Annotated in this window: 18 protein-coding genes and 1 pseudogene; 11 read left to right on the top strand and 8 right to left on the bottom strand. The window is 60.1% G+C overall.

Annotation, left to right across the window (positions count from 1 at the left end):
- Positions 1-191 precede the first annotated feature (191 nt).
- Positions 192-1127, bottom strand: a complete 936-nt coding sequence (locus ABIE13_RS10445; protein WP_354443084.1) for a LysR family transcriptional regulator — start codon at positions 1125-1127, stop codon at positions 192-194.
- A 99-nt stretch (positions 1128-1226) separates the two neighbouring features.
- Between ABIE13_RS10445 and ABIE13_RS10440 the strand changes: the two genes are divergently transcribed.
- From ABIE13_RS10440 to ABIE13_RS10410, 7 genes are all read left to right on the top strand, one after another.
- On the top strand, positions 1227-2042 hold the full coding sequence (locus ABIE13_RS10440) for an alpha/beta fold hydrolase (protein ID WP_354443083.1): 816 nt from the start codon (positions 1227-1229) through the stop codon (positions 2040-2042).
- Between the two features lie 183 nt (positions 2043-2225).
- Positions 2226-2996, top strand: a complete 771-nt coding sequence (locus tag ABIE13_RS10435; RefSeq protein WP_354443082.1) for an enoyl-CoA hydratase/isomerase family protein — start codon at positions 2226-2228, stop codon at positions 2994-2996.
- 3 nt (positions 2997-2999) lie between these two features.
- Complete coding sequence (locus ABIE13_RS10430; protein ID WP_354443081.1) at positions 3000-5141, top strand: acetate--CoA ligase family protein; 2142 nt, start codon at positions 3000-3002, stop codon at positions 5139-5141.
- Between the two features lie 8 nt (positions 5142-5149).
- Positions 5150-6352, top strand: coding sequence for an acyl-CoA dehydrogenase family protein (locus tag ABIE13_RS10425; protein WP_354443080.1), 1203 nt, complete (start codon positions 5150-5152; stop codon positions 6350-6352).
- Between the two features lies 1 nt (position 6353).
- Positions 6354-7313 carry an acyl-CoA dehydrogenase family protein gene (locus ABIE13_RS10420; RefSeq protein WP_354443079.1) on the top strand — a complete coding sequence of 320 codons (960 nt, stop codon included), beginning with the start codon at positions 6354-6356 and terminating at the stop codon, positions 7311-7313.
- A 17-nt stretch (positions 7314-7330) separates the two neighbouring features.
- Positions 7331-8089 carry an SDR family NAD(P)-dependent oxidoreductase gene (locus ABIE13_RS10415; RefSeq protein WP_354443078.1) on the top strand — a complete coding sequence of 253 codons (759 nt, stop codon included), beginning with the start codon at positions 7331-7333 and terminating at the stop codon, positions 8087-8089.
- Positions 8090-8156: 67 nt separating this feature from the next.
- Positions 8157-9107, top strand: coding sequence for a tripartite tricarboxylate transporter substrate binding protein (locus ABIE13_RS10410; RefSeq protein ID WP_354443077.1), 951 nt, complete (start codon positions 8157-8159; stop codon positions 9105-9107).
- Between the two features lie 146 nt (positions 9108-9253).
- On the opposite strand, the gene ABIE13_RS10405 is transcribed toward ABIE13_RS10410, so the two are convergent.
- Together ABIE13_RS10405 and ABIE13_RS10400 are read right to left on the bottom strand one after the other, a co-directional pair.
- Positions 9254-10426: a 3-phosphoglycerate dehydrogenase family protein gene (locus ABIE13_RS10405; RefSeq protein ID WP_354443076.1), complete on the bottom strand. Its 1173-nt coding sequence runs from the start codon at positions 10424-10426 to the stop codon at positions 9254-9256.
- A gap of 160 nt (positions 10427-10586) precedes the next feature.
- Positions 10587-11702: a phosphoserine transaminase gene (locus ABIE13_RS10400; protein ID WP_354443075.1), complete on the bottom strand. Its 1116-nt coding sequence runs from the start codon at positions 11700-11702 to the stop codon at positions 10587-10589.
- Positions 11703-11881: 179 nt separating this feature from the next.
- On the opposite strand from ABIE13_RS10400, the gene pyrF reads away from it, so the two are divergent.
- Positions 11882-12718 carry an orotidine-5'-phosphate decarboxylase gene (gene pyrF, locus ABIE13_RS10395; protein WP_354443074.1) on the top strand — a complete coding sequence of 279 codons (837 nt, stop codon included), beginning with the start codon at positions 11882-11884 and terminating at the stop codon, positions 12716-12718.
- 609 nt (positions 12719-13327) lie between these two features.
- Here pyrF and ABIE13_RS10390 read toward each other — a convergent pair.
- On the bottom strand, positions 13328-14146 hold the full coding sequence (locus ABIE13_RS10390; RefSeq protein WP_354443073.1) for a M48 family metallopeptidase: 819 nt from the start codon (positions 14144-14146) through the stop codon (positions 13328-13330).
- Between the two features lie 224 nt (positions 14147-14370).
- Between ABIE13_RS10390 and ABIE13_RS10385 the strand changes: the two genes are divergently transcribed.
- From ABIE13_RS10385 to ABIE13_RS10375, 3 genes are all read left to right on the top strand, one after another.
- Entirely contained in the window at positions 14371-15891 is a 1521-nt protein-coding gene (locus ABIE13_RS10385; protein ID WP_354443072.1) for a YihY/virulence factor BrkB family protein, read from the top strand.
- 120 nt (positions 15892-16011) lie between these two features.
- Positions 16012-16953, top strand: coding sequence for an RNA polymerase sigma-70 factor (locus ABIE13_RS10380; RefSeq protein ID WP_354443071.1), 942 nt, complete (start codon positions 16012-16014; stop codon positions 16951-16953).
- A 97-nt stretch (positions 16954-17050) separates the two neighbouring features.
- A complete protein-coding gene (locus tag ABIE13_RS10375; RefSeq protein WP_354443070.1) occupies positions 17051-17545 on the top strand; it encodes a carboxymuconolactone decarboxylase family protein in 495 nt (164 codons plus the stop codon).
- A 296-nt stretch (positions 17546-17841) separates the two neighbouring features.
- Here the strand turns inward: ABIE13_RS10375 and ABIE13_RS10370 are convergent, their stop codons facing one another.
- From ABIE13_RS10370 to ABIE13_RS10355, 4 genes and pseudogenes are all read right to left on the bottom strand, one after another.
- Positions 17842-18264 carry a GlcG/HbpS family heme-binding protein gene (locus ABIE13_RS10370; protein ID WP_354443069.1) on the bottom strand — a complete coding sequence of 141 codons (423 nt, stop codon included), beginning with the start codon at positions 18262-18264 and terminating at the stop codon, positions 17842-17844.
- Between the two features lie 56 nt (positions 18265-18320).
- Entirely contained in the window at positions 18321-19307 is a 987-nt protein-coding gene (locus tag ABIE13_RS10365) for a Bug family tripartite tricarboxylate transporter substrate binding protein (RefSeq protein WP_354443068.1), read from the bottom strand.
- A gap of 66 nt (positions 19308-19373) precedes the next feature.
- The gene (locus ABIE13_RS10360) at positions 19374-20825 is read right to left on the bottom strand and encodes an aldehyde dehydrogenase (protein ID WP_354443694.1); all 1452 of its coding nucleotides are present in this window, start codon (positions 20823-20825) and stop codon (positions 19374-19376) included.
- Between the two features lie 114 nt (positions 20826-20939).
- Positions 20940-22625, bottom strand: a pseudogene (locus ABIE13_RS10355) (thiamine pyrophosphate-binding protein); the annotation flags it as partial.
- Positions 22626-22711 lie beyond the last annotated feature (86 nt).

The raw sequence follows: 22711 nt of genomic DNA, 5'->3' as shown, positions 1-22711 counted from the left end.
TCTTCATTATTCACGGCACATTGTTGATTGTCAACAATCAACAGAGAAGTAGGGAGAAATTGGAGGTGCTTGCGTCAAAGCTTGCGTAGGCCAGAGAGACTCGAACAGGAAATGTGACTCGTAGCAGGACATCGCTCCGGCCGGCCCTGCGTCGCAGGCCAAGTCCGGAGGCGCCCAGGCCCTACCTGCTATTAACCGTGGCTTGCATTGTCTGGCTGCACGGGGTCTGCGCCCAGCAGAGCGGCCAGATTCAGCTCTCTGATGAGCGCCGCCACCGCTTCGCCCAGGTAGGTGGATGGCAGGCGGCGTGACCTCGCCAGATAGGTGATGTTGCGCGAGCCCATGCCCGAAATGCGCGCGCTGGTGAATTCGTTGCCAGATTGCGCCAGCTTGGCCTCACCATGGCCCACGACGCTGTACCCAATGCCCAGGCGGATCAGGTCAAACACGGCCAACATGGTGTCTGCTTCCACCACGACGTTCAGGGGCGTGTTGGTTCGGCGCCTGGTCAGCTCCAGATTGGCGCGGATCGAATTCGACAGGGAAGGAAGAATCAAGGGATAGTGAGCGAGCTCTTCGAATGGAATGGCCGAAGGCAGCTCTTGTCCACTTCCCCGCAATCCGATGAGCACGTAGTGTTCTTCCGTCAGAGGCTCCACCAAAAGCTCATCAAGCTCTTCCAGGTTGAAAAGCACGGCGACTTCCACGTGGCCCAGATTCAGCGCAGTCACCAGGTTCGGCGTCTTGTTCTCGATGATGGAGATGGTGGCGTTAGGGAATCGAGCACGGAATGCGGTCACCAGAGGCGCTGTCAGAACCCTGGCCAGGCGAGGAACCAACCCCACAGAAATCCTGCCCGTGAGATCGGAGCTGGCGCTTCTGAGAGCTTCTCGGCCATTCGCAATGGCTTCCAGGATGGCTTGCGCATGCGGGAGAAAGGCTTCTCCGGTGGGGGTCAGGGCTACTCCCCGACCCGTGCGGAGAAACAGCTTGGTGTTGAGATCCTCCTCCAGAAGGCGCATTTGCCGACTCAAGGACGGCTGAGAAATGTCCAGCGCCCTCTCGGCCTTGCTGAAACCTCCAAGCTGCGCAATGCAAACAAAATGTTTCAGTTGGCTGAAGTCCATGTCTCGAACTATAGAGGGATCGAATATCCGATAGTTGATCACGACTATGGATTGATTTGAAGTCCGTTCATAAACTTCAGAGCCCAACAGGAGACAACAATGAAATGGGCAGATGTTGCCGGCAACACGATCCGGTATGAGTTCCGGCCAGGGTCCGGCATCCCGGCGGCCGGCACTCCGGCGGCCGGCGAACCGGTGGTGTTCATCCACGAGATGGGCGGCAGTCTCAATAGTTGGGATCGCTTGCTCAGTCGCGCTGAAATCACCAGGCCTGTGCTTCGCTATGACACTCGCGGATGTGGCATGTCCGAGAAGCTGCGTGATGTTCCGACCATGGATGAACTGGCGGATGACCTCGTGCAACTGCTGGAATTAGTGGGCATCCAGGGGCCCGTGACGCTGGCCGGATGCGCTACGGGGAGCGCGGTGGCATTGACCTGCGCGGCACGTCACCCTCAGAGCGTGTCAGCTGTTGTGGCCATGAGTCCGGTCACCGAAGTGGCCGTGGCCCGGCGTCTGACTTTGCTTGATGTGGGTGATCGCATGGAGCGCCATGGCTTGCGCTCCATCGTAGATGCTTCGCTGGCGACAAGCTATGCCCCTGCCCTTGTGGATGACCAGGAGGTCTTCAATGAATTTCGGGCACGCTGGTTGGCCAACGACCCCACCAGCTTTGCCTATCAGTACCGAATGCTGGCTGACCTGGATATCCGCGGGGCGTTCGATCAAGTAGCTTGCCCGGTGCTGGTGATGAGCGGTCGCCACGACCCGCTTCGGCCACCTGCTTTGTCGAAGGGTGTGGCTTCAAAGTTGGCTCGCGCCAGTTATGTAGAGCTGGATACGGGGCACTTCATGCATGTTCAGGCACCGGCGCAGGTCGCCAGAACCTTGAACGAATTCCTGAACACAGTTTGACCTTTGGGAACAGAGGTCGAAACCTCCGGCACGCCGCACCCGCCACATAAGCCGCACGGGCCAACGCAGCAGGACGCGTTCGGAAGCACGGCACCGATTTTTGAGTTTTCCTGAGCTAGCCCAAACCAAGAAGTCTGGTCGGGCTCCCAACCTTAACGCAACAGTTTCATTGGAGTTGAAATCATGAGTGAAAAATTCGTCCTTCTGGAAGTCACGAATGGTGTGGCCTTGGTGACCATGGACCGCAAGCCTGTGAACGCGTTGAACCGCGAGATGCGCCGGCAACTGGTGGCTACATTCGATGCCATCGCCGACCGCGACGACATTCGCTGTGCCGTGCTTACCGGCACTGGGACTGTGTTCTGCGCCGGGGCTGATCTGAAAGACCGGCCCGATAGCGAGGTCGCTGGCGACTTTCTGGATCACAACCGCATCACACGTGAGACAGGAAATGCGATCCGCGAGTGCTCCAAACCCGTGATCGCTGCCATCAACGGAACTGCCCTGGGTGCTGGCTTGGGTTTGGCGGCGGCTTGCGACATTCTTTATGCCTCGGAAAACGCCACGGTCGGCATGCCTGAAATCAATGTGGGTTTGGCCGGCGGTGCATCGATGCTCAAGACACTCTTCGGGCGCTCCACGCTCCGCAGAATGTTCTTCACCGGCCAACGACTGACGGCCGAGGAGCTGCTCAAGCGCAACGTCATTGAAGATGTGGTGTCCGAGAAAGATCTTCTGCCAGTGGCCATGGCCTTGGCGACTGAGATCGCTTCGAAAGCACCTCTGGCGACCATCTACGCCAAGCGCGCCGCCAACATGGTGGACGTGATGCCTCAGCGCGATGCATACCGCTTCGAGCAGGAATTCACCGTGGCGCTCTCGCGCACGGAAGATGCCAAGGAGGCGCGCATGGCCTTCCTGGAAAAGCGCGCTCCTGTCTTCAAGGGTCGCTGATCCATGAGCGCTCTCGATCAGCTGGCACCAGGCGAAGGTCTGGATGCCTTCTTTCTCGCAGGCAGTGTGGCGATCATCGGTGCGTCAGACGATCCCACCAAGATAGGTGGCCGGCCGGTACAGCTTTTGCTCAAGTACGGCTATGCAGGTGACATCTATCCTATCAATCCCAAGGGTGGCGTCATCCAGGGCTTGCAGGCTTATTCGTCTATCCACGACACGCCGAAGCCGCCTCAGTTGGCGATTTTGGCGGTTCCCATGGGCGCCACACTCCAGGCCGTGACCGACTGCGCCAACCGCGGCGTGCGTGGCGCGATCGTCTTGACTTCCGGGTTCGCTGAGGCCGGCCCTGAAGGCGTGGCGCTTCAAGAGGAACTGGTGAGGGTGGCGCGCAGCAAAGGCATGCGCCTTCTGGGTCCGAACTGCCTGGGAGCCATCCATATCGCATCCAAGCTGGTGGGCACCTTTTCCATTGCTCTTGAGCAGAGCCTGCCTCCTGCGGGGAAGGTGGGCATTGTTTCTCAGTCGGGCAACATCGGCAGCTTTACCATGCGCAACATGGCTGATCGCGGCCTTGGCGTTAGCCGCTTCATGGCCACAGGCAATGAAGCAGACGTTGATATCGCAGACGGCATTGCGTCACTGGCGCAGGACCCCGACACGCACATCATCTTGTGCTGCATGGAGACCTGCCGTCACGCAGAGCGCTTGATCACGGCATTGGACATGGCGCGGCGCGCCAACAAGCCCGTGATTGTGCTCAAGATCGGAGCCACCGAACAAGGCCAGGCCGCAGCGGCTTCACACACGGGCGCCTTGATGGGGTCTGATGCCGTGTTTGACGCAGTCTTCAGGCGCTATGGCGTACTGCGCGCGCACTCTTTTGAGGAGTTGCTTGATCTGGGGCATGCCACCGCGCTCTTGGGCTCTGAGCGCCTGCCTTCCTCAAACGCAGTGACCCTGGTCGCGGCATCAGGTGGCTTCGGCATCATGATGGCCGATTCGATGGTGCAGGCAGGCATGACCTTGCCGCAGTTGGCAGAGTCCACCAAGGCACTGATCCGCGAGGCTGTGCCCACGGCGGGCACCAACAATCCAGTGGATGCTTCTGCACAGATGTCCGCGCGGCCCGACATTCTCTTGAAGATGCTGACGGCCTTGCAGAACGATGAGTCGCGCAGCACCCTGGTTCTGCTTCTGGCGCTCTCGCTCTACAACCCTCGTCTGCGTGACGTGTACCTGGAGGCGTTGACCAAGATTCGCGCCAGCCACCCTGATCGCCTGATGGTCCTCATCAGCCAGGGGCCGGCTGAAGCGGTCGCACAGATCAATGCACTGGGCATCCCCGTGTTCCCCAGCATTCCTGCGGCTGCGGCTGCCATGGCTGGTCTGGTCAAGCTGGGCCAGCTCAATCGTGTTTCCATCGCGCCTGCCTACAGCGGCTCCGTGCTGAAAGCTGACGAATCGGTTTTCCGCAATGAGTTTCATGCGAAGAAGGCGTTGCGTGAGTTTGGTATCTCTGTGCCCCCTGAGGCCATCGTGTCTTCGCAAGAAGAAGCGGTGGCCAGGGCGGTTGAAACGGGTTATCCGGTGGTACTGAAGATTGCTTCCGAAGATATTCCCCACAAGACCGAAATCGGCGGCGTGGCCTTGAACCTCCGAAGCGAGCAGGAAGTGCGTGAGGCCTATGAGCGCATCATGGCCAATGTGCAGGAGCACGCGCCCAAGGCACGTGTGGACGGCGTGCTGGTGGCTTCCATGGCCCAGGGTGGCGTGGAATTGATCGCGGGTGTGTCACGGGATCCGGTCTTCGGTCCTGTGGTCATGGTGGGACTCGGCGGTGTGTATGCCGAGATCCTCAAGGACGTTTCAGTGCAGGTCGCGCCCGTGACCGAAGCTGAAGCACTGCGCATGCTGCAGAGCTTGAAGATGTACCCCTTGCTGGATGGGGCGCGCGGCCAGCCCAAGGCTGATGTAGCTGCGGCGGCAAAAACAGTGGCCTTGCTTTCAGAGTTCGCGTGCCAATACGCGGGCAATGTGGGCGAGATTGACATGAACCCTGTGCTGGTCAAGCCGCAAGGCCAAGGCGTCGAAGTGCTTGACGCCTTGATGATTCCGCTCTCACGTTCGACCTCTCAAGGTTGACATCGCATATGCAAATAGAAAACAAGCAGGCCATGGAGGCCATCACTGCAGGCCCGCCCGCCTATAGGCAGTACGCGCGCCAATGGCTGGCTAGCAATCTGCCAGAACACATGCGCTCGGACTCCCTGGCCTACCGTACGCCCACGCTGGAGGAGTGCCGCACTTGGGAAGCGTCCATGTACAGCGCAGGCTTGGCCGGAATGACCTGGCCCAAGACCTATGGCGGCCTGGGGCTGACGCTGCGCGAGCATCTGGTGGTGAACAAGGAAGTTGGTGCGCTGGCCATGCCTGAGAGCGTGAGCTCCATCGGCAAGGAGCTCGCTGGGCCCATCATCCAGACCGTCGGCACCGAAGAGCAGAAGCAGAAGTTCCTGCCCCGCATTCTTTCCATGAGTGATTTCTGGTGCCAGGGTTTCTCTGAACCAGACGCTGGTTCCGACCTTGCGCGCCTGCGCACCAAGGCCACACAGGAAGGTGACCAATGGCGCATCAACGGCCAGAAGATCTGGACCAGCGGAGCGGCCAAGGCGCACTTCTGCCTGCTGTTGACGCGTACAGGAACGGTCGCTGACAAACACCGTGGTCTGTTGATGTTTGCCGTGCCCATGAACACGCCTGGCATTCGAGTGGTTCCCATCAAGTCGATCGATGGCAAGGAATCGTTTGCAGAAGTCTTTTTTGACAATGTGCTGGTACCCGATTCCGCTCGGCTAGGCGCGCCCGATGAGGGGTGGAATGCCGCCATACGGGTGTTGTCGATCGAGCGGGCGACCAACCGCATGTACCGCCCATGGCGCTTTGAGTGCGAGCTTAGACAGCTGATTGCGGCCTGCAAGTCCGACACCAAGCTGCATGCGCTCCTGCAGGACGGCTACTACCAGCGCCGTATAGGCGAGCTGGTTGGTGAGATCGACGCACACAAAGGCTTGGTCGAACGCACCGTCGAAAAGATGGTGGCTGGCGAAAAAATTGGCGCCCAGGGTTCATTGACCAAACTCTATTGGTCGGAGTGCCATCAGGCCTTCATGGGTCTCGCCCTGTCGCTGGTTTCCCACGTGAACCCGCTCTCCAGTCCACTGGCCAGACGGGCGCGCGCCCACTTCACGACAGGCTATTTGTTTGCACGAGCCGAAACCATCTACGCTGGTGTGACCGAGGTGCAACTCGACATCATCGCCCAGCGCATCATGGATTTGCCAAAGGACCTTTGAGATGACTACCGATCAAGATCTCAGACCTGAAGAGTTTGGCCAGGCGGCTGCGGCAGTGATTGCAGACGCCAAGGCACGGCCTGCTTCTGAAGCTGCGCAAGTGCTGGCCGGCGGTGGACTGTGCGGCGTGAGCGCGGTAGAAGACGCTGGTGGCCTTGGCCTCAGCGTGGACTACGCTCTGCCCATTCTTGTGGAAGCGGGCAAGCTGCAACTGCAATGGCCGCTTCTGGAGACCATACTGGTTGCCAAGGTGCTTGGAAACTCGGCCCTGGCAGCGCAGCTGTGCAGCGGAGAGCGCGTAGCAACCTGGGCGCTTCAGGGCAGCCTGGAGGCAGGCGTAGCGGGACATGCCCGCCATGTGGAGCTGGCTGACTGGGTGCTGGTGTCCAAAGCCAGTGGCGGCGCGGCCCTGATAGATCTCAAGTCCGTCCGATTGACTCTGGATGCGGCACTCGATCCCGACTTTCCGCAGTCCTGGATCGATCTGGAGGGCGCCAAGGTACTGGCCGAGGTGGATACCGCTGCTTTCAGCGAACTCCGGCGCAACGGAGACATCCTCATCGCGGGGCTGGTCAACGGCGCTGCTGAAAGCGCATTGAATGCCACCGCCACCTACCTGTCTGGCCGCGTTCAGTTTGGACGCCCGCTGACGGCCAAACAGGCCGTACGGCACCAGCTTGCCAAGATGCGGCTTCTTCAGGAGGCGGCCAGCGCGAGCATTCAGCGGGTGCTGAGTGCAAATGAACAAGGCGACTCGCGCCCTACCAGGCCTGCTCTCGCCAATGCTTTGAGCACCGCGGCCTTTGTTCTGGAGAAGTCGATCCATCTGCACGGCGGTATGGGCTTCACGTGGGAAGTGCCCTTGCATTACTCGCTGCGCGAGGTTCGCAAGTTGGATGCTGCGTTCGGATCGGGCCAATTGGCTGCGCAGATCGGCGCGGACTTCATAGAGTCGGTTTAAAAAAATTGGAGCAAGCAATGAATCAAGATCTAGCAGGGCGCGTCGCTCTGATAACGGGTGCCGGAGCTGGCATCGGCCGCGAGACGGCTTTCCTGATGGCAGCCAGAGGTGCTTTGGTTTGCGTCAACGATTTGAAGGAAGAATTCGTCACGCCGGTCGTTGATGAAATTCAATCGAGAGGTGGAAAGGCCTTTGGCATCACGCTCAACGTGGCTAGCCGTGAGGGCATTCAAGAAGCGATTCGCCGCGCGCATGAGCACGGAAAGCGCTTTGACATTCTGGTGAACAACGCGGCATGGGTGCGCTATCAGTCCATTCCCGAGATCATGCCCGAGACCGTGGACCGCATGATCGACATTGGCTTCAAGTCTGTCATCTGGAGTTTGCAGGAAGCTGTGAAAGTCATGGATCCGGAACGCGGCGGCTCTATCGTGAACGTCTCCTCCGCAGCGGCCTGGCGTTCGGCAGGCAACTCAGTGGTTTATTCCGCCATCAAGTCCGGCATTCTGGGCATCACGCGCGCGGCAGCGGCTGAGCTGGGCCCGCGCAATATCCGCGTGAATGCGGTCTGCCCATCGGCTGTGCCGACAGAAGGCACAGTGCGCAACCGAAACGCTGAGCGTGATGCCAATCGTATCGCGCGTACACCGCTGGGCCGCCTCGGTACCGTGGAAGACATTGCGCGCACGATCTGTTTCCTGGCAGGCGACGACGCCGGGTTTGTGACTTCTCAGGCCCTGCTGGTCGACGGCGGCGTCACTTTGACCAATATTTGAATCGACTCTTTCAGGGTGCTTGCCAAAAGCAAGTGACTCTTTGCACTATTTTTATTTGGAACTGACCATGAAACTCAACAAACTATTCATATGCGCGTCGCTGCTGGTGGCTGCTTGCGGTGCATATGCTCAGGGTGAATACCCACAGCGTTCGATCACTTTGACCGTGCCTTATGGCGCTGGTGGTTCGACGGATGGCATCACGAGGAAGTTCGCCAACCTGCTGGAGTCCGAGCTCAAGCAGTCCGTGATCATCTTGAACCAGCCGGGCGCAGCCGGCACCTTGCAGCTTGGCAACCTGTCTCGTGCCAAACCAGATGGCTACACCATCGGTATGTATTCCTACAGCACGGCCACTTTCACCTCGCAGTTGATGAAGGTGCCCTACAAGCGGGAAGATTTCGATCTGATCGGTGGCGTGGCTGAATTCGTCTATGGCATCGTGGCATCGCCAGACTCCCCAATCAACAACGTCAAGGATTTGGTGGCGCAATCAAAGACACCAAAAGGCGTGTTCTTTGCCGTGACCGGTGCACCTAACAATTTTCCGTTCTTGCAATTGCAGAAACTGACCGGTGGGAAGTTTGACCAGGTGACGTACAAGTCTTCTGCTGAATCCATTCACGCAGTGGTGGGCAAGCAGGTCGATGTGGCTTTGCAAGGTCCTTCAGAATACGCGGCGCTGGTGAAGGCCGGCAAGTTGAAATTCATCTCTTCCGCCAGCGACGCCCGCCTGCCATGGTTCCCGAATGCACCCACCATCAAGGAACAGGGTTTCGATATTTCTATCACGGGCAAGATCGGTGTCGCCACACCTAAAGGTGTCCCAGCTGACATCAGAGCCAAGCTTGAGAAAGCCGTTCACAAGGTGGCTTCAAGCGATGAGTACAAGAACTATCTGGCTAACGAGTATGGGATCAAGGCCTACCCTGCAACCAGTGCGGAGTTTGGCAAGTTGATCGACGCCGGTTTTCCCATCATGAGCGACATGATCAAGACCTACGACATCAAGATGTGATCGCGGGGCCCGCGTCATTGGATGGACGGGCCCATAAAAATCCGTTCGGGCTGAGCCTGTCGAAGCCTGTCCTGAGCCTGTCGAAGGGCCTTGCGCAACGCTTCGACGCAGGACAGGTCAAGCCCGGCGCGAACGTTGTTGCCCCTCTAGATCACACGTACGCGAATCACATGCGCCACGTTGCCAATGGCCTTGATCGCAGTTTCATCAGGCGCTGATGAGAGGTCGATCAGGTTGTAGGCCAACTCATCGCGACTGCGGTTGATCATGTCGATCACGTTCAGCTTGGCATCAGCCAGCACCGACAACACGCTGCCCAGAACCCCTGCCACGTTTTCATTGGCGATGGCCAGGCGAGTGGCGCCTGGCGTGCGGTCCATGCGGACTGCCGGGTAATTGACGGAGTTGACGATGTTGCCGTTTTCCAGAAACTCCATGATCTGATCTGCGGCCATCACGGCGCAGTTTTCCTCAGATTCTTCGGTACTGGCGCCAATGTGCGGCATGGCAATGCACTTGTCATGGGTGGACAGACCCGGTTCGGGAAAATCGCTCACATAGCGGCCCAGACGGCCCGCATCCAGGCTTTGCAAAATAGCAGCGGGGTCGACAATGGTCTCGCGCGCAAAGTTGAGCAACACCGCGCCGGGTTTGATGCCCGATAACGCGGCAGCATCGATCATGTGGCGCGTGCTTTCCAGTGCGGGCACGTGGATGCTCACAAAATCAGAGCGCGCCAGGAGCGATGGCAAATTCTCCATCCGTTGAACTGCATTCGATAGCCGCCATGCAGCATCAATGGACAGCGCAGGATCGAAACCGAGGACCTTCATGCCCAGCGCAAGCGCTGTATCGGCCACCATGGAACCAATGGCGCCCAGGCCGACGATGCCCAGGGTTTTTCCGCGCAGCTCAGTGCCTGCAAATCTTGACTTTTCCTTCTCCAGCAGTTGATGCATCTCCGCTGAATCGGTCATGGTGCCGAGCGAGCGAGCGTATTCAATGCCGGGCAGGATGCCGCGTGTGGTCAGCAGCATGCCTGCCAAAACCAATTCCTTGACTGCATTGGCGTTGGCACCTGGCGTGTTGAACACCACAATGCCTTGCTGCCCGTACTCGCCCACAGGGATGTTGTTGACCCCGGCGCCAGCGCGCGCCACAGCCAGCAATGAGGGGGGCACTGGTTCGCCGTGCAGCTTTTGACTGCGTAAAACGTAGGCATCGGCATCTGCCACAGCGCCACCTACTTCGTACGTTTTGGGGTTGAATCGCTCCAGCCCTTTGGAAGAAATGGCGTTGTAAGTCTTGATCTTGAACATCGGTGTCTCTCGTTGAACGGTGCTCTCGCTTCATCACGTTTCGGCGCGCGGCGAGTAACCCAATCCGTTATTCATCATCAATGGCGTGACAGTGGCAGGTCTGTCACGCCTTCTCTACCTTCTCTAAGGCACTAGATCACTGGATCACTGGATCACCAGTTCACTTCACTTGCTCGTAGCCCCATGCCAGCCAAGGCATCAAAGCTTGCAAGTCACTGGTTTCCACGGTGGCCCCACACCAGATGCGGATGCCGGCGGGCGCGTCCTTGTAGGCTCCAATGTCGTAGGCCACGCCTTCAGCTTCGAGCAGCTTGACCAAAGCCTTGACCTTGTCTTCTGCCAGATCGAGCAGCAGGCAGACACTGGTGTTGGAGCGCGTCTCTGGCGTCTTGGCCAGAAAGCTCACCCACGGCTGTGCAGCCACGAAATCTTCAACGACCTTCAGGTTGGCCTGGCTGCGTGCAATCGTGCCTTTTACGCCGCCCACGCTTTCACACCACTTCAGCGCATCCAGGTAGTCGGCCACACACAGCATGGAAGGAGTGTTGATCGTCTCGCCCTTGAACAGGCCTTCGGTCAATTTGCCGCCACTGGTCATACGGAAAATCTTGGGCAGGGGCCATGGGGGGCTGTAGGACTCCAGCCGCTCCACTGCGCGCGGTCCCAGGATCAGCATGCCGTGAGCGCCTTCACCGCCCAACACCTTCTGCCATGAGTAAGTGATGACGTCGAGCTTTTCCCAGGGCATGTCCATGGCGAACACGGCGCTGGTGGCGTCGCAGATGGTCAGGCCTTTGCGGTCAGCAGGGATCCAGTCTCCATTGGGCACGCGCACCCCGCTGGTGGTTCCGTTCCAGGTAAAGACCACGTCATTGTCAAAGTTGACCTGGCTGAAATCCACGATGTCGCCATAGCCTGCTTCAAGTTTGCGTGCATTGGGCAGCTTGAGCTGTTTCACGACATCGGTCACCCAGCCGGCGCCGAATGATTCCCACGCCAGCATGTCGACGCCGCGAGCGCCCAGCATGGACCACATCACCATTTCGACCGCTCCGGTGTCGGATGCGGGCACAACCGCCACGCGGTAGCCGGCGGGCAAGCCCAGAATGCGAGCGGTCTCGGTGCAGCATGCACCCAGCAGCTTCTTGCCCAGAGCCGAGCGATGAGAGCGCCCCAGGCTGGACAAATCCAGTTGGGCCACGTCGTAACCTGGTCTTTTGGCGCAGGGCCCAGAAGAGAAATTGGAAATCTGCGGTTTGGTCTGGGGTTTTTGCATCTCGAGCTTACGGTGAAAAAGGAGCAATCGGCCATTCTAGGGGGTCCCTCACCAGCGACTTCCGCAACCCTTGCAAGACCCTTCGCAGCGCACGACCGTTGCCGCCCACGCTCCTCGAAGGGGCATTGCGGTCCCAGCGGTCCGGGCTGAGTCTCGCGTAGGGTCTTTAAAATGCCTGCATGAACTTTCTAGACCAATTGCGCAAGGCTGAAGCGGACAACGCCTCCATGCTGTGCGTGGGGCTTGATCCCGAACCCGCGCGTTTCCCTTCAGGCATTGCCCGAGACGCTGAGGGCATTTACGATTTTTGCGCGGCCATTGTGGAGGCCACAGCCGATCTGGTGAGTTCCTTCAAGCCACAGATTGCCTACTTTGCCGCACACAGGGCTGAAGCACAGCTTGAACGCTTGATGGCGCATATGCGTGCCGTGGCGCCGGGCGTGCCCATCATTTTGGATGCCAAGCGCGGCGACATCGGGTCCACCGCCGAGCAATACGCCCGCGAGGCCTTTGAACGCTACCAGGCCGACGCAGTCACCCTGTCGCCGTTCATGGGGTTTGATTCGGTCGCGCCTTACCTCCAATACCCGGGCAAGGGGGCCTTCCTGCTGTGCCGCACGTCCAACCCTGGCGGCGACGACCTGCAGAACCAGCGGCTGGCCTCGGTTGCCGGGCAGCCGCTGCTTTATGAGCACATTGCGAAATTGGCGCAGGGGGCGTGGAACCTCAATGGTCAGCTGGGTCTTGTGGTGGGCGCTACCTATCCGCAGGAAATTGAACGTGTCCGGGAGTTGGCGCCTACAGTGCCTTTGCTCATACCGGGGGTGGGGGCACAAGGGGGCGATGCGGCAGCGACGGTCAAGGCGGGGTTGCGGGTGGCTGGTGGCCATAGTACCGGGCCGATTATTGTGAACAGTTCTCGGGCTATTTTGTATGCGGGGAGTGGGGCGGATTTTGCGGAGAAGGCTCGGGAGGTGGCGTTGGCTACTCGAGCCCAGTTGAATGCGGCGGTTTAACTTCCGCTCCGTTTGAGAGAGAGTAGGGGGAGTTGGCGCACCTAGGAGGGCAAGCCTTGACTTCTTTTCCCTCTCTCTTCGGGAGTGGGTAGGGGCCGGCCAACCGGTGAGGGCAGGCGGCGATAGTTTTAAGCACGGGTTACTTATTACCTTCTGCTCTTTTATAGAGTTCGGAGGCCGGGAAGTGCGCCCGGCAGCGCAGCCACCTTCTTTTGCTCCGCCAAAAGAACCTGGCGCAAGAAAAGGCGGCCCCACTTGCCGTGTCCCTGCGCTTCGCTACGGGCAACCTGCGCTGCTCGTGCGAGGGGCGGTGTCGCAGAAACTCCCTGCGTTCACTTCGCTCACTTCGGTCAAACAACTGCGACAAGCTAGATCACGAAGCAGTGGCATCTTGCAGTGCCACTGCCCGCCCCTCGCCCTGTGCTGCTCGGCACGTCCAGAGGGGTGGGGAGCCTGATTCGGGCCATTGCTTCGCTCGGCCCTGCACGTGTCAGTCGCAAGCGAATGATTTACTCCCTGTCACGCCTAGCGGCGGGGACCGGCCAACCGGTGAAGGCCGGCGGCAGTCGATCACGCGCTGCGGTTGGCTAATTCATGTCAAGGCTATTCTCAAGGCCGCCCTGCCCGCGCGGCCTGATACAGCGGCATCACTCTAGGAATAGCTGCCTGCAACGAGGCCATCCGGTCGCCCGAAGAGGGGTGGGTTGACAGGAATTGAGGGCCACCGCCACCGCCCACAGTGGCCATTTTTTGCCACAGCGTGACCGCAGCCTGTGGGTCGTAGCCGGCACGTGCCGACAACTCAAGGCCGTACAAATCGGCTTCGCTTTCCATGTTTCGCGAGAAGGGCAGGTCAAGCGCTATTTGCTTTCCCATGCCCGCTAGTTGGGTAGCGCCCTGGCCGACACCCAGCAGGGCGCCGCCAATGCTCAGCGCCAGGTCGCCCGCTGCGCTTTGGGACATCTTCTCGCGTGTGTGCTCGCGCAGGGCGTGAGCCATCTCGTGGCCCATGACGGCGGCGATCTCATCGTCGGTGAGTTTGAGCTTGCGGATGATGCCGGTGTAGAAAGTGATCTTTCCGCCGGCCATGACATGGGCGTTGACGGTATCTTCGTTGATCAGCACAAGCTGCCAGGGCCACTGAGCAGCGTCTGGACGAAACGTCCCTACGTGCGGTACCAGGCGGCGCATGACGTTGTTGACCCGGTTGAATTCCGCCCCGCTGGTCACCAGAACGCCTTCAGAACGCGCCTCGCGGTTTTGCTCTTCATAGTATTTCAGTGATTCCTGCATCACTTCTTGTTGTGAGACCAGCAGCAACTGTGAGCGGCCCTGACCTCCTGTGGTCACGCTGCCGGTTGTGGTGCTGGCGCATCCCACACAAATGAGCCCGGCCGCTGCCAAGGTGGTTACTGTCCAACGCCTCATGATCTATCCTCCCGTGGCAAGAAAATATTTCCATTGTGCCAAGGGAGCGAATGAAATTTTGTCGGACAAGCTCGCAAAATAACTCTGCGGGCGTTTTCCGGAATTTTGTCATTTGAACGTACAGGCTGAATGCGTTGGAATGCGGCCAAAAAGTAGAAATTTACTGACATGGGACCAGGCCACTATCTGCTGGAAATGCTCAGATCTCGCGCTAAAGTCCGGTCATGACGCCTTCTACTTCGCTTGCCAGCGCTTCTCCTGCCGACTCAGCCCCTGAAGCAGTGGTGCCGGTCATTTTCAGGGGGCGGCTCAAAGGCCTGTATCCCCTTTATCGATCGTTTGAGCTCTGGTCAGAGGCAGACGGCTTGCGCATGAGCGCCGCGATGTCTTTCTACGGCATTCTGAGTCTCGCGCCCCTTCTGGTTCTGATCGTCGCAGCCATGGGATGGTGGCTGGACAGGGAGATGTTGGTGGGCTCGCTGACGGAGCAGATCCGTCAGTTGGTGGGCGCTCGCGGGGCTGAGGTGATTTCTGCGGCTTTGGAAAGTGCCCAGGAACCCCAGCAGGGCATCTTTGCGTCCATATTGGCTTTTGGCTTGTTGCTGATGGGCGCTACCGGCGTTTTCGCCGAACTGCAGTCGGCCTTTGAGCGCTTATGGACCCAGGGCTCTGGCGTGGTTGCCAGGGGTGAATGGTGGCATACGGCGACCTTGCGCTTGCGCGGTATCGCCTACGTGCTGGCCATTGGCTTTCTCATGCTGGTGTCGCTGGTGGTGTCCAGCTTTCTGGGCATATTGGAGCGCTGGGGCGGCCAATACATGGGTTCTCAGGAATTGCTGGCGGTCGTCAATCAGGCTGTTTCTCTTCTCATCATCGCAGGTCTTTTTGTAGCCTTGATGCGCATGAGCGCGGGCCCTCAGCCTCGGCTGAGGCATCTGGTGACAGGAGCCGCCGTGGGGGCCGTTTTGTTCGGTTTGGGCAAGTACGCATTGGCCTTGTACCTTTCTACGGCGGCAGTGGTCTCCGCCTATGGGGCCGCAGGCTCTTTGGTGGTGCTTCTGATGTGGATCTATTTCGCGTCAGCGGTACTGCTGTACGCAGCCAGTTGCGCGCGCGTGCTGGCTGAACAGCAAGGGGATTTTGCGCGTACATCCATTCCCCCCGCCTCTGATGACGCTGCGTTATCCGAGACTCCCACTTTAAAAACTGACTTGAAAGATTTACGGAAAACCACTGCTGGCCTTTCCGCTCTGGTCGAGGAGCATCAGCGAGGACGCCATCATTCTTCAACGCCATCGGTGGGGAAAGGCGTTGGAGATTCCCGTGTTGACCTGGACGGCTTTTCGCCCACGGTGGGTGTGTGGGCCATGGTGGCTGCCGTAGGCGGCTACCTGGTGTCGCGACGGTTTGCTGGGAAATACGAAGCGCCGCCTGTTGTCTCTGCCGGTCCAAAGGTTCGGGGAATGCGGGCGCCCAACCCCACGCCGCTGCCACCCCCCCCACCCTCACCAACGCCGCCGCGTACAGTTTTGCCCTCCGCTGCGGCGACAGGCGCGCGTGTTCTCAAAACCGCTGCGGCCTTTCGCCATGTACCTCCAAAGCTGGCGTCATTTGGCTTCGCGGCGGCCGGCTTGATCTCAAAGTGGAGGAGATACCAGGCTGAGCGTGCGCTGAGCGATTCTCTGTCAGCCGTTCGCGCCGACATACGGGCGTTGCGCCGAGCAAGGGCCAAACGACGCGTCTGAGTTTTTCACTCCTTTTCACGGCGCGTTGTGCATCGCGCACATGGGCGCGGGTTGGAGGCCATTCCGCGCGCATGACGTCGAAACTGTCACAAAATGGAGGCTTGAAACGTCTTGGTCTCCATGGACAACACCTCAACCTCAGACCCCGCGTCTTTTAACTTCGATGGCCTGCGCCCTCGGCTGCAGGGCATTGCCTACCGCATGCTGGGCTCCGTCGCGGAGGCAGAAGAAGTGGTGCAGGACGCCTGGCTTCGTTGGTACGGCGCCGATCAGGCCGAACTCGAAAACTCCGAAGCGTGGCTAGTGACTGTGACCACCCGCCTGGCCATAGACCGCTTGCGTGCGGCCAAGCTGCAGCGCCAACACTACCCCGGGTTCTGGCTGCCTGAGCCGCAGCTCCACGGGGGCGATCTGCACAGTTCACCAGACAGCCCGGAGCAGCTTCTGGAGCGGGCTGACGACATCTCCATTGCTTTTCTGGCCATGCTGGAGCGGTTGAATCCAGAGGCGCGCGCGGCTTTCTTGCTGCGCGAGGTTTTTGACGCCGACTACTCTGAAGTGGCCCAGGCGCTAGGCAAGACCGAAGCCGCTTGCCGGCAGATCGTCTCGCGCGCCAAAACTCAGTTGAAGGACGCTCGACCACGCCATGCGGTGTCGCCAGACCAGCATTTTCGCTTGCTGAGCGGATTTGCCGATGCGGCACGCCGTGGCGACTTCTCGGCCATGCAGGCATTGTTGGCGGAAGACGCCGAACTCATTGGCGATGGTGGTGGCAAGGTGCCCAGCTTTGGCAAGGTTCTGCAGGGCGGGCGGCGCATTGCGCAACTTTTCCTGGCGACACACAGGCGGGCCGGTGCTGCGCAGCGCATTGAGGTGGTGGTCATCAATGGTGAATGGAGCTTGCTGCGCTTTATTGACGGCGAGCTCGAATCGGCACAGGCATTTGAGACCGATGGCCAGCGCATCTTGCGGATGCACGTCCAGCGCAATCCGGACAAGTTGGCGCGCATTGCCGCCATCTTCGCGGGTCGTCTTGTGGAACCTGCGCCCGGAAGTTTCTGAATTTTTTTCAGGTTCGCTGTCACAAGTGGGCCTGTTCGCACGTCTTCATGGTGCGTGACAAGAAATTTCAACCCATCTTTTGCAGGAACCTGAAACCATGAACCACCCATCGCATGCCCCTCGTCTTGACTACCTGAAGCAATCGCCCGAGCTGTTCAAGAAGTTCCTTGAGTTCGGCAACGCCGTGGCCGCTGCGGGCATCGAGACCAGCCTGTCACATCTGATCGACATCCGCGCGTCGCAGCTCAACGGCTGTGCGTTTTGCCTGGACATGCACATCAAGCAGGCCACCATTCATAAAGAGAGCGAGCTTCGCCTGCACCATGTTGCAATCTGGCGTGAGTCTCCGCTTTTCAGCCCGCGCGAGCGCGCTGCGTTGGCGTGGACCGAAGCCTTGACTCAGATCGCACCCACAGGCGTGTCGGATGAACTCTACGCGCAGATGCTGGAGCAGTTCTCCGAGAAAGAGCTGTCTGACCTCACCTACCGCGTCATGGCCATCAACGGCTGGAACCGTGCCAACGTGGCGTTCCGCACCGTCCCCGGTGTGCACGACAAAGCCTGGGGCCTGGACAAGGCTGGCTTGTCCTGAGTCGCCAGCGATACCGCAGATGCTTTAGAGGTGAGAGCAGCCACACACTGAAATCTTCAACTGGTTGCAACGGTATCGCGAACGCCCATATCCGATGCCAGGTGACGCAAAAGTCCCTCCTGCGCATCTGCGTCGGACGCCCCGCCATACACGTAGTTGTCTGGTCACACCACAGCAGCCAGACTCCGGCACGAGGCGAACGCCGGCATGCTCTTGCAAGTCCGGGGACGGGGCCCGCGGTTCCAGGAGAGCCTGCGTCAACCGCCCTCGCAGGGCGAAATCCACAGCTGCATCTATCAGCCGCTGGTGAGGCCCACCGAGTCCACACCGGCCATGCAAATCAGCTCATCTTCATCGCCGGTGCCGCCACTGGCGCCCACCGAACCGAGCAATCGGCCTTGCGCATCCTTGATGACAACAGCACCAGTGTGGGCCAGGAACTTGCCTTCGGAAGTGGCGGCCAGTGAGACGAAGAAGTTTGGATTTCCCTTCGCACGTTCGCCCAGCACTCGGCTGGACACGCCCATGGCGACTGAACCCCATGCCTTGGCGCGCGCGACATCGAAGCGGAACATGCTTGCGCCGTCTTCGCTTGCAAAGGCCTTGAGATTGCCCGATGAATCAAGCACTGCGATGCCCATGGGCGCATAGCCCATTTCCCTGGACTTTGCCAAGGCTGCGGTGATGATCTTTTGGGCCTGATCGAGAGAGATGGTCATGTGTTTGCGTTCGTCCAATGATTGAAGAGGGATGATGAGCTCATTCAGGCAGGGAATCAGTCTTCCGGCTTGAAGCCGGTGACCTTGACCACCTGGCCCCAGAAGGCGTGGTTTTCCCGCACCGCCTTGGCAAGCCCTTCGGGCGATACGCGCATGATTTCCAGCCCATTTTTATCGATGACTTCCGCCATCGCCGGGCCAGCCAATGCTTCATTGACTGCCGCGTTGAGCGCGTTCACCTTGGCTTTGTCCATGCCGGCTGGACCATACCAACCCAGCCAGTCCACGAAAGCAATGTCTTTGTAACCCAGTTCGGTCAGGGTGGGCGTATCCGGCAATGCTTTCCACCGTGTCGGCGCCGAAACAGCAAGGGCCCGCAAGGTGCCCGCGCGGATATGCGGCAACACTTCGCTGACGACGTTGAAGCTGACCGGAATCTGCCCACCCCGGAGGTCAGTGAGAAGCGGGGCGCCGCCTTTGTACGGCACCGATTGCATCTCCACGCCCGCCTGTTTGCCCAGCATGGCTCCAGCCAGGTGCAGCGATGAGCCGCTGGCAGGCACACCGTAGTTGGCAAGGCTCGGGTTGGCCTTCGCCCACTTCAGGTAGTCGGCCACAGTGCGGATTTCAGCCGGAAGACCTGGGCCGGCGGTGAACACCGCCGTATACGAGCACAGACCTGCAATCGAGGTGAAATCGTTCAGCGTGTCGTAGGGCAGTTTCTTGAAGACGTGGGGATGCAGGGTCATCAAGGAGCTTGGGCAACCAAACAGCGTATTGCCATCTGGCGGCGCACGCTTGACGAACTCCGCCGCAATACGGCCACCTGCGCCGGGCTTGGCATCGTAGATGAACGGCTGAGGGTACTTGCCGCGCAGTTGGTCAATCAGAGGCCGCGCCACCTGGTCTCCCAGGCCACCGCCTACTGGAAAGCCAGACCATAAGGTCACGCTCTTGGATGCGCCTTGAGCGAGCGCGGGCGAGCCTATGCAGGCCAGTCCCCCGAATGCTACGCCGGCGCTCAGCAGTGTTCTGCGTTGCATGATTTGTCTCCTTCAGTGTTTATAGTGAAATGCGAGCGAGGGTCAGGATTCGTCGCTCCTTCTGCGCTAGAACGGGTAATGCCGTGGCGTGGTCTGTAGCGTGACCCACCGCAGCTCGGTGAACGCTTCGATGCCAGCTTTGCCGCCGAAGCGGCCATACCCCGATGCCTTGACTCCGCCGAAGGGCATTTGCGCCTCGTCGTGTACCGTTGGGCCGTTGACATGGCAGATGCCCGATTCAATGCGCTGCGCCACCTGAAACGCGCGGCCCGCGTCACGGCCGAATACCGCCGCCGAGAGGCCATAGGGGTTGTCGTTGGCGCAGGCCACAGCTTCCTCCACGCCATGGACTCGCACCACGGGTTTGACCGGCCCGAAGCTCTCTTCGTGGTAGATGCGCATTTCGCTCGTCACGTGGTCCAGCACTGTGGCGGGCATGAGCGTGCTGTCCGCCTTGCCGCCGCAAACCAAAGTGGCGCCCTTGGCTACTGCATCATCAATGAGTGCATTGCAGCGTTCCACCGTGCTCATGTCGACCACGGAACCCAGCACGGTGGGCCCTTTGCGGGGATCGCCCAGCGGTAGACCGACAGCGCGCGCCGAAAGCTTGGCCACAAAGCTGTCGGCAACTTTCTGGTCGACCACAATGCGCTCGGTGGACATGCAGATCTGGCCCGAGTTGGCAAAGCTTCCGAAGATCGCGCCATCGACCGCAGCATCAAGGTCGGCATCGTCCAGCACCACAAAGGGAGCCTTGCCACCCAGTTCGAGCACGGCAGGTTTGAGGTGCTTGGCGCAAGTCTGCGCGATCAACTTGCCCACGGCGGTCGACCCCGTGAAGTTCACGCGTCTGACAGCAGGGTGAGCCACCATGGCTTCCACCACCACCGCCGCGTCAGCCGGGGCATTGGTGACAAAATTGACCACACCCGGTGGCAAACCGGCTTCATTCAGCGCTTCAATGATCAAGCCATGCGTGGCCGGGCAGAGCTCGGAGCCTTTCAGCACGACCGTGTTTCCGCAGGCCAGCGGCGTCGCAATGGCCCGCACACCGAGGATCACCGGCGCATTCCACGGAGCGATGCCAAGCACCACACCAGCTGGAACGCGCAAGCCCATGGCCAGGTTACCCGGCACGTCGGACGGAATCACTTCGCCGCTGATCTGTGTCGTCAGGGACGCCGCTTCCTGCAGCATGCCGGCCGCCAGATGCACATTGAACCCCGCCCACGGCGCCGCTGCACCCGTTTCACCCGCCATGGCCTCTATGAACTTCTGAGTGCGCGCCTCCAGGGCGCTTGCAGCCTTTTGCAGCAGCTCGCGGCGCGCACCCGGGCCCATGGCGGACCAAGCGGGAAACGCCGCCGCAGCTGCCTGCACCGCCCGCACAGCGTCTTCGGCGCTCGCGGCTGGCGCGCGTGTGGCTACCTTGCCGTCAAGCGGATTGCGTCGCTCAAAGGTTTGGCCTGAGGCGGCAGCGGCCTTCTCGCCACCGATCAACATACTGATGTCGTTCAAAACAGTCTCCTTGGGAATGTCCAGGCGGCTCAGCGAAGCAAAGCCGTATTTGTTCATGCTGACAAACTGACCCACCGCAGGGTGGGGCAGAAACTTGGTGCGGCAGTCCAGCACGGCGGGCAAGCCGGAATCGATGGCTCGCTGCAGTGCGGCAGGAATATCGCCTGCGCGAGTGACTATCTCGCCGTGGCAACCGAAACCCCGCGCAATGGCTGCGTAGTCGGTGTCTTCGAGTGCCGTGCCCATCTCGAAATCCATGCCTAATTTCTGACCCATGCGGATCACTCCCCAGGCCGCGTTGTTGTGGACCACGGTGATGACGGGCAAGCCATACCGGCGGGCAGTGTCAAGTTCATTGATCGTGAAGCCGAATGCGCCGTCGCCAGTGATGTTGAGCACAGTTTTTTGCGGGTGCTGGGCCTTCAGGGCAATGGCTGCAGGCAGGCCGTAACCCAGGTGCGCCATTCCGGGTTCATGAAAACGCGTTCTCACGTCATGAACGGGAGTCAGGTCGTTGCTCCAGAAGGTGGTATGACCTCCGTCGTACACCGCCAGCGCGTCCACCGGCAACGCTTCTCCCAGTGTCTTGGCCAGCGCGGCAGGGTGCATGGTCTCTTCGGTGTCACTGGCCATGATGGCCAGCTTGCGTTCATGGCGCGCTCGGACGGCGCGCACCTCGGCCAGCCAGCCGCCGTCGGCATTGAGCGCTGCATCGCCTAGCGAGGCCAACAGGTCACTGAGCGCTTCCCCCGCGTCCGCCTGCATGGCCACCTCGTGCAGCGCGGCATGGCCGAGTGCAGACGGGTCTATGTTGATGTTGATGACGTGATGGTGCCGACGTGCGAGCGCTCCGCGCTCGTCCCACATCCACGAGGACCAACGGCAACCCGCACTCAGGATCACATCGGCGCGCTCGAATGCGTGCTTGACGGACTCGCCCGCGATGATCCCGCCATGCCCTACGAAGTGCGGGCTGTCCGAAGCCACCAGGCCAAGCGCCATCTGCGTTGGAATTACGGGGGCGTTCAGGCGTTTCGCAAGTTCTCGCAAAGCGCTTTGCGCACCCGCCGCCACCACGCCGCCCCCGCCCACAATCAAGGGGCGCCTGGCGGATTGCAGCAGTGCCACGGCATCTGCCAGCGAAGTGGCATTGGGCCGAGGGCCCGAGGTGGCGCGATAACGCTCCGGTGTGAGCTCAAATTCGTCCGCAGCGAACATTTGCATTTCGCCCAGGACGTCCTGGGGGATATCAAGATGCACGGGGCCCGGGCGACCGCTCAATGCTTCACGAAATGCACGCCGCGTCAGCTCGGGAATGCGGCGTGCATCGTTGACCAGAGCATTCCACTTGGTCAATGGTTTGGTCACCGCCAACGTGTCAAGGTCCATGAAGAAACCCACGTGCGGGTACGAGCTGGCGCGATGCTGGTTGGTTGTGATGGCCAGCAGGGGCAGGTTGTTGTTGAAGGCAGACCCCAGGCCCGAGGCCATGTTCAGGCCCCCCGGCCCCAACTCGCCTACCGCCACCGCCATCTGCCCTGTGCCCGCATGGGTGGCCGCCGCCATCATGGGGCCTGCCGCTTCGTGCCGCACGCCAATGAATCGAATGCGCGGTTCACGGCTAAGTGCATGGAACAACGGAGAGAGCTTGCCGCCGACGATGCCGTAGACCGTATTCACGCCTTCGGCGAGCAGCACCTGAACCAGCGCTTGCGCACCCGTCAGCCGCAAAGGGGCGCGTTGCCGTGCGGGTGACGGGGCGTGCGCTAGCGGCGCATCGGATGGTGTTGTGCGTGTCATTGTGGACCGTTGTCTCTCTTGGGGTGGATGATGGACGCGTCAGGCCGATAAATCGATGGACGTTTCCACCCGCCCTTGCAGATTTC

Origin of the sequence: Ottowia thiooxydans (genome assembly GCF_040548795.1) — a bacterium.
Lineage (GTDB): Bacteria > Pseudomonadota > Gammaproteobacteria > Burkholderiales > Burkholderiaceae_C > Ottowia > Ottowia thiooxydans_A.
Note: the sequence above shows the minus strand (reverse complement) of the source record. Positions and strands in the feature narration are given on the sequence as shown.

Excerpts from the sequence above, each read along its gene's own strand:
- ABIE13_RS10390 (WP_354443073.1), bottom strand. The coding sequence starts at position 14,146 with ATGAGGCGTTGGACAGTAACCACCTTGGCAGCGGCCGGGCTCATTTGT.
- ABIE13_RS10430 (WP_354443081.1), top strand. The coding sequence starts at position 3,000 with ATGAGCGCTCTCGATCAGCTGGCACCAGGCGAAGGTCTGGATGCCTTC.
- ABIE13_RS10415 (WP_354443078.1), top strand. The coding sequence starts at position 7,331 with ATGAATCAAGATCTAGCAGGGCGCGTCGCTCTGATAACGGGTGCCGGA.
- ABIE13_RS10400 (WP_354443075.1), bottom strand. The coding sequence starts at position 11,702 with ATGCAAAAACCCCAGACCAAACCGCAGATTTCCAATTTCTCTTCTGGG.
- ABIE13_RS10385 (WP_354443072.1), top strand. The coding sequence starts at position 14,371 with ATGACGCCTTCTACTTCGCTTGCCAGCGCTTCTCCTGCCGACTCAGCC.
- ABIE13_RS10405 (WP_354443076.1), bottom strand. The coding sequence starts at position 10,426 with ATGTTCAAGATCAAGACTTACAACGCCATTTCTTCCAAAGGGCTGGAG.
- ABIE13_RS10380 (WP_354443071.1), top strand. The coding sequence starts at position 16,012 with ATGGACAACACCTCAACCTCAGACCCCGCGTCTTTTAACTTCGATGGC.
- ABIE13_RS10440 (WP_354443083.1), top strand. The coding sequence starts at position 1,227 with ATGAAATGGGCAGATGTTGCCGGCAACACGATCCGGTATGAGTTCCGG.
- ABIE13_RS10420 (WP_354443079.1), top strand. The coding sequence starts at position 6,354 with ATGACTACCGATCAAGATCTCAGACCTGAAGAGTTTGGCCAGGCGGCT.
- ABIE13_RS10375 (WP_354443070.1), top strand. The coding sequence starts at position 17,051 with ATGAACCACCCATCGCATGCCCCTCGTCTTGACTACCTGAAGCAATCG.
- pyrF (WP_354443074.1), top strand. The coding sequence starts at position 11,882 with ATGAACTTTCTAGACCAATTGCGCAAGGCTGAAGCGGACAACGCCTCC.
- ABIE13_RS10445 (WP_354443084.1), bottom strand. The coding sequence starts at position 1,127 with ATGGACTTCAGCCAACTGAAACATTTTGTTTGCATTGCGCAGCTTGGA.
- ABIE13_RS10365 (WP_354443068.1), bottom strand. The coding sequence starts at position 19,307 with ATGCAACGCAGAACACTGCTGAGCGCCGGCGTAGCATTCGGGGGACTG.
- ABIE13_RS10435 (WP_354443082.1), top strand. The coding sequence starts at position 2,226 with ATGAGTGAAAAATTCGTCCTTCTGGAAGTCACGAATGGTGTGGCCTTG.
- ABIE13_RS10425 (WP_354443080.1), top strand. The coding sequence starts at position 5,150 with ATGCAAATAGAAAACAAGCAGGCCATGGAGGCCATCACTGCAGGCCCG.
- ABIE13_RS10410 (WP_354443077.1), top strand. The coding sequence starts at position 8,157 with ATGAAACTCAACAAACTATTCATATGCGCGTCGCTGCTGGTGGCTGCT.
- ABIE13_RS10370 (WP_354443069.1), bottom strand. The coding sequence starts at position 18,264 with ATGACCATCTCTCTCGATCAGGCCCAAAAGATCATCACCGCAGCCTTG.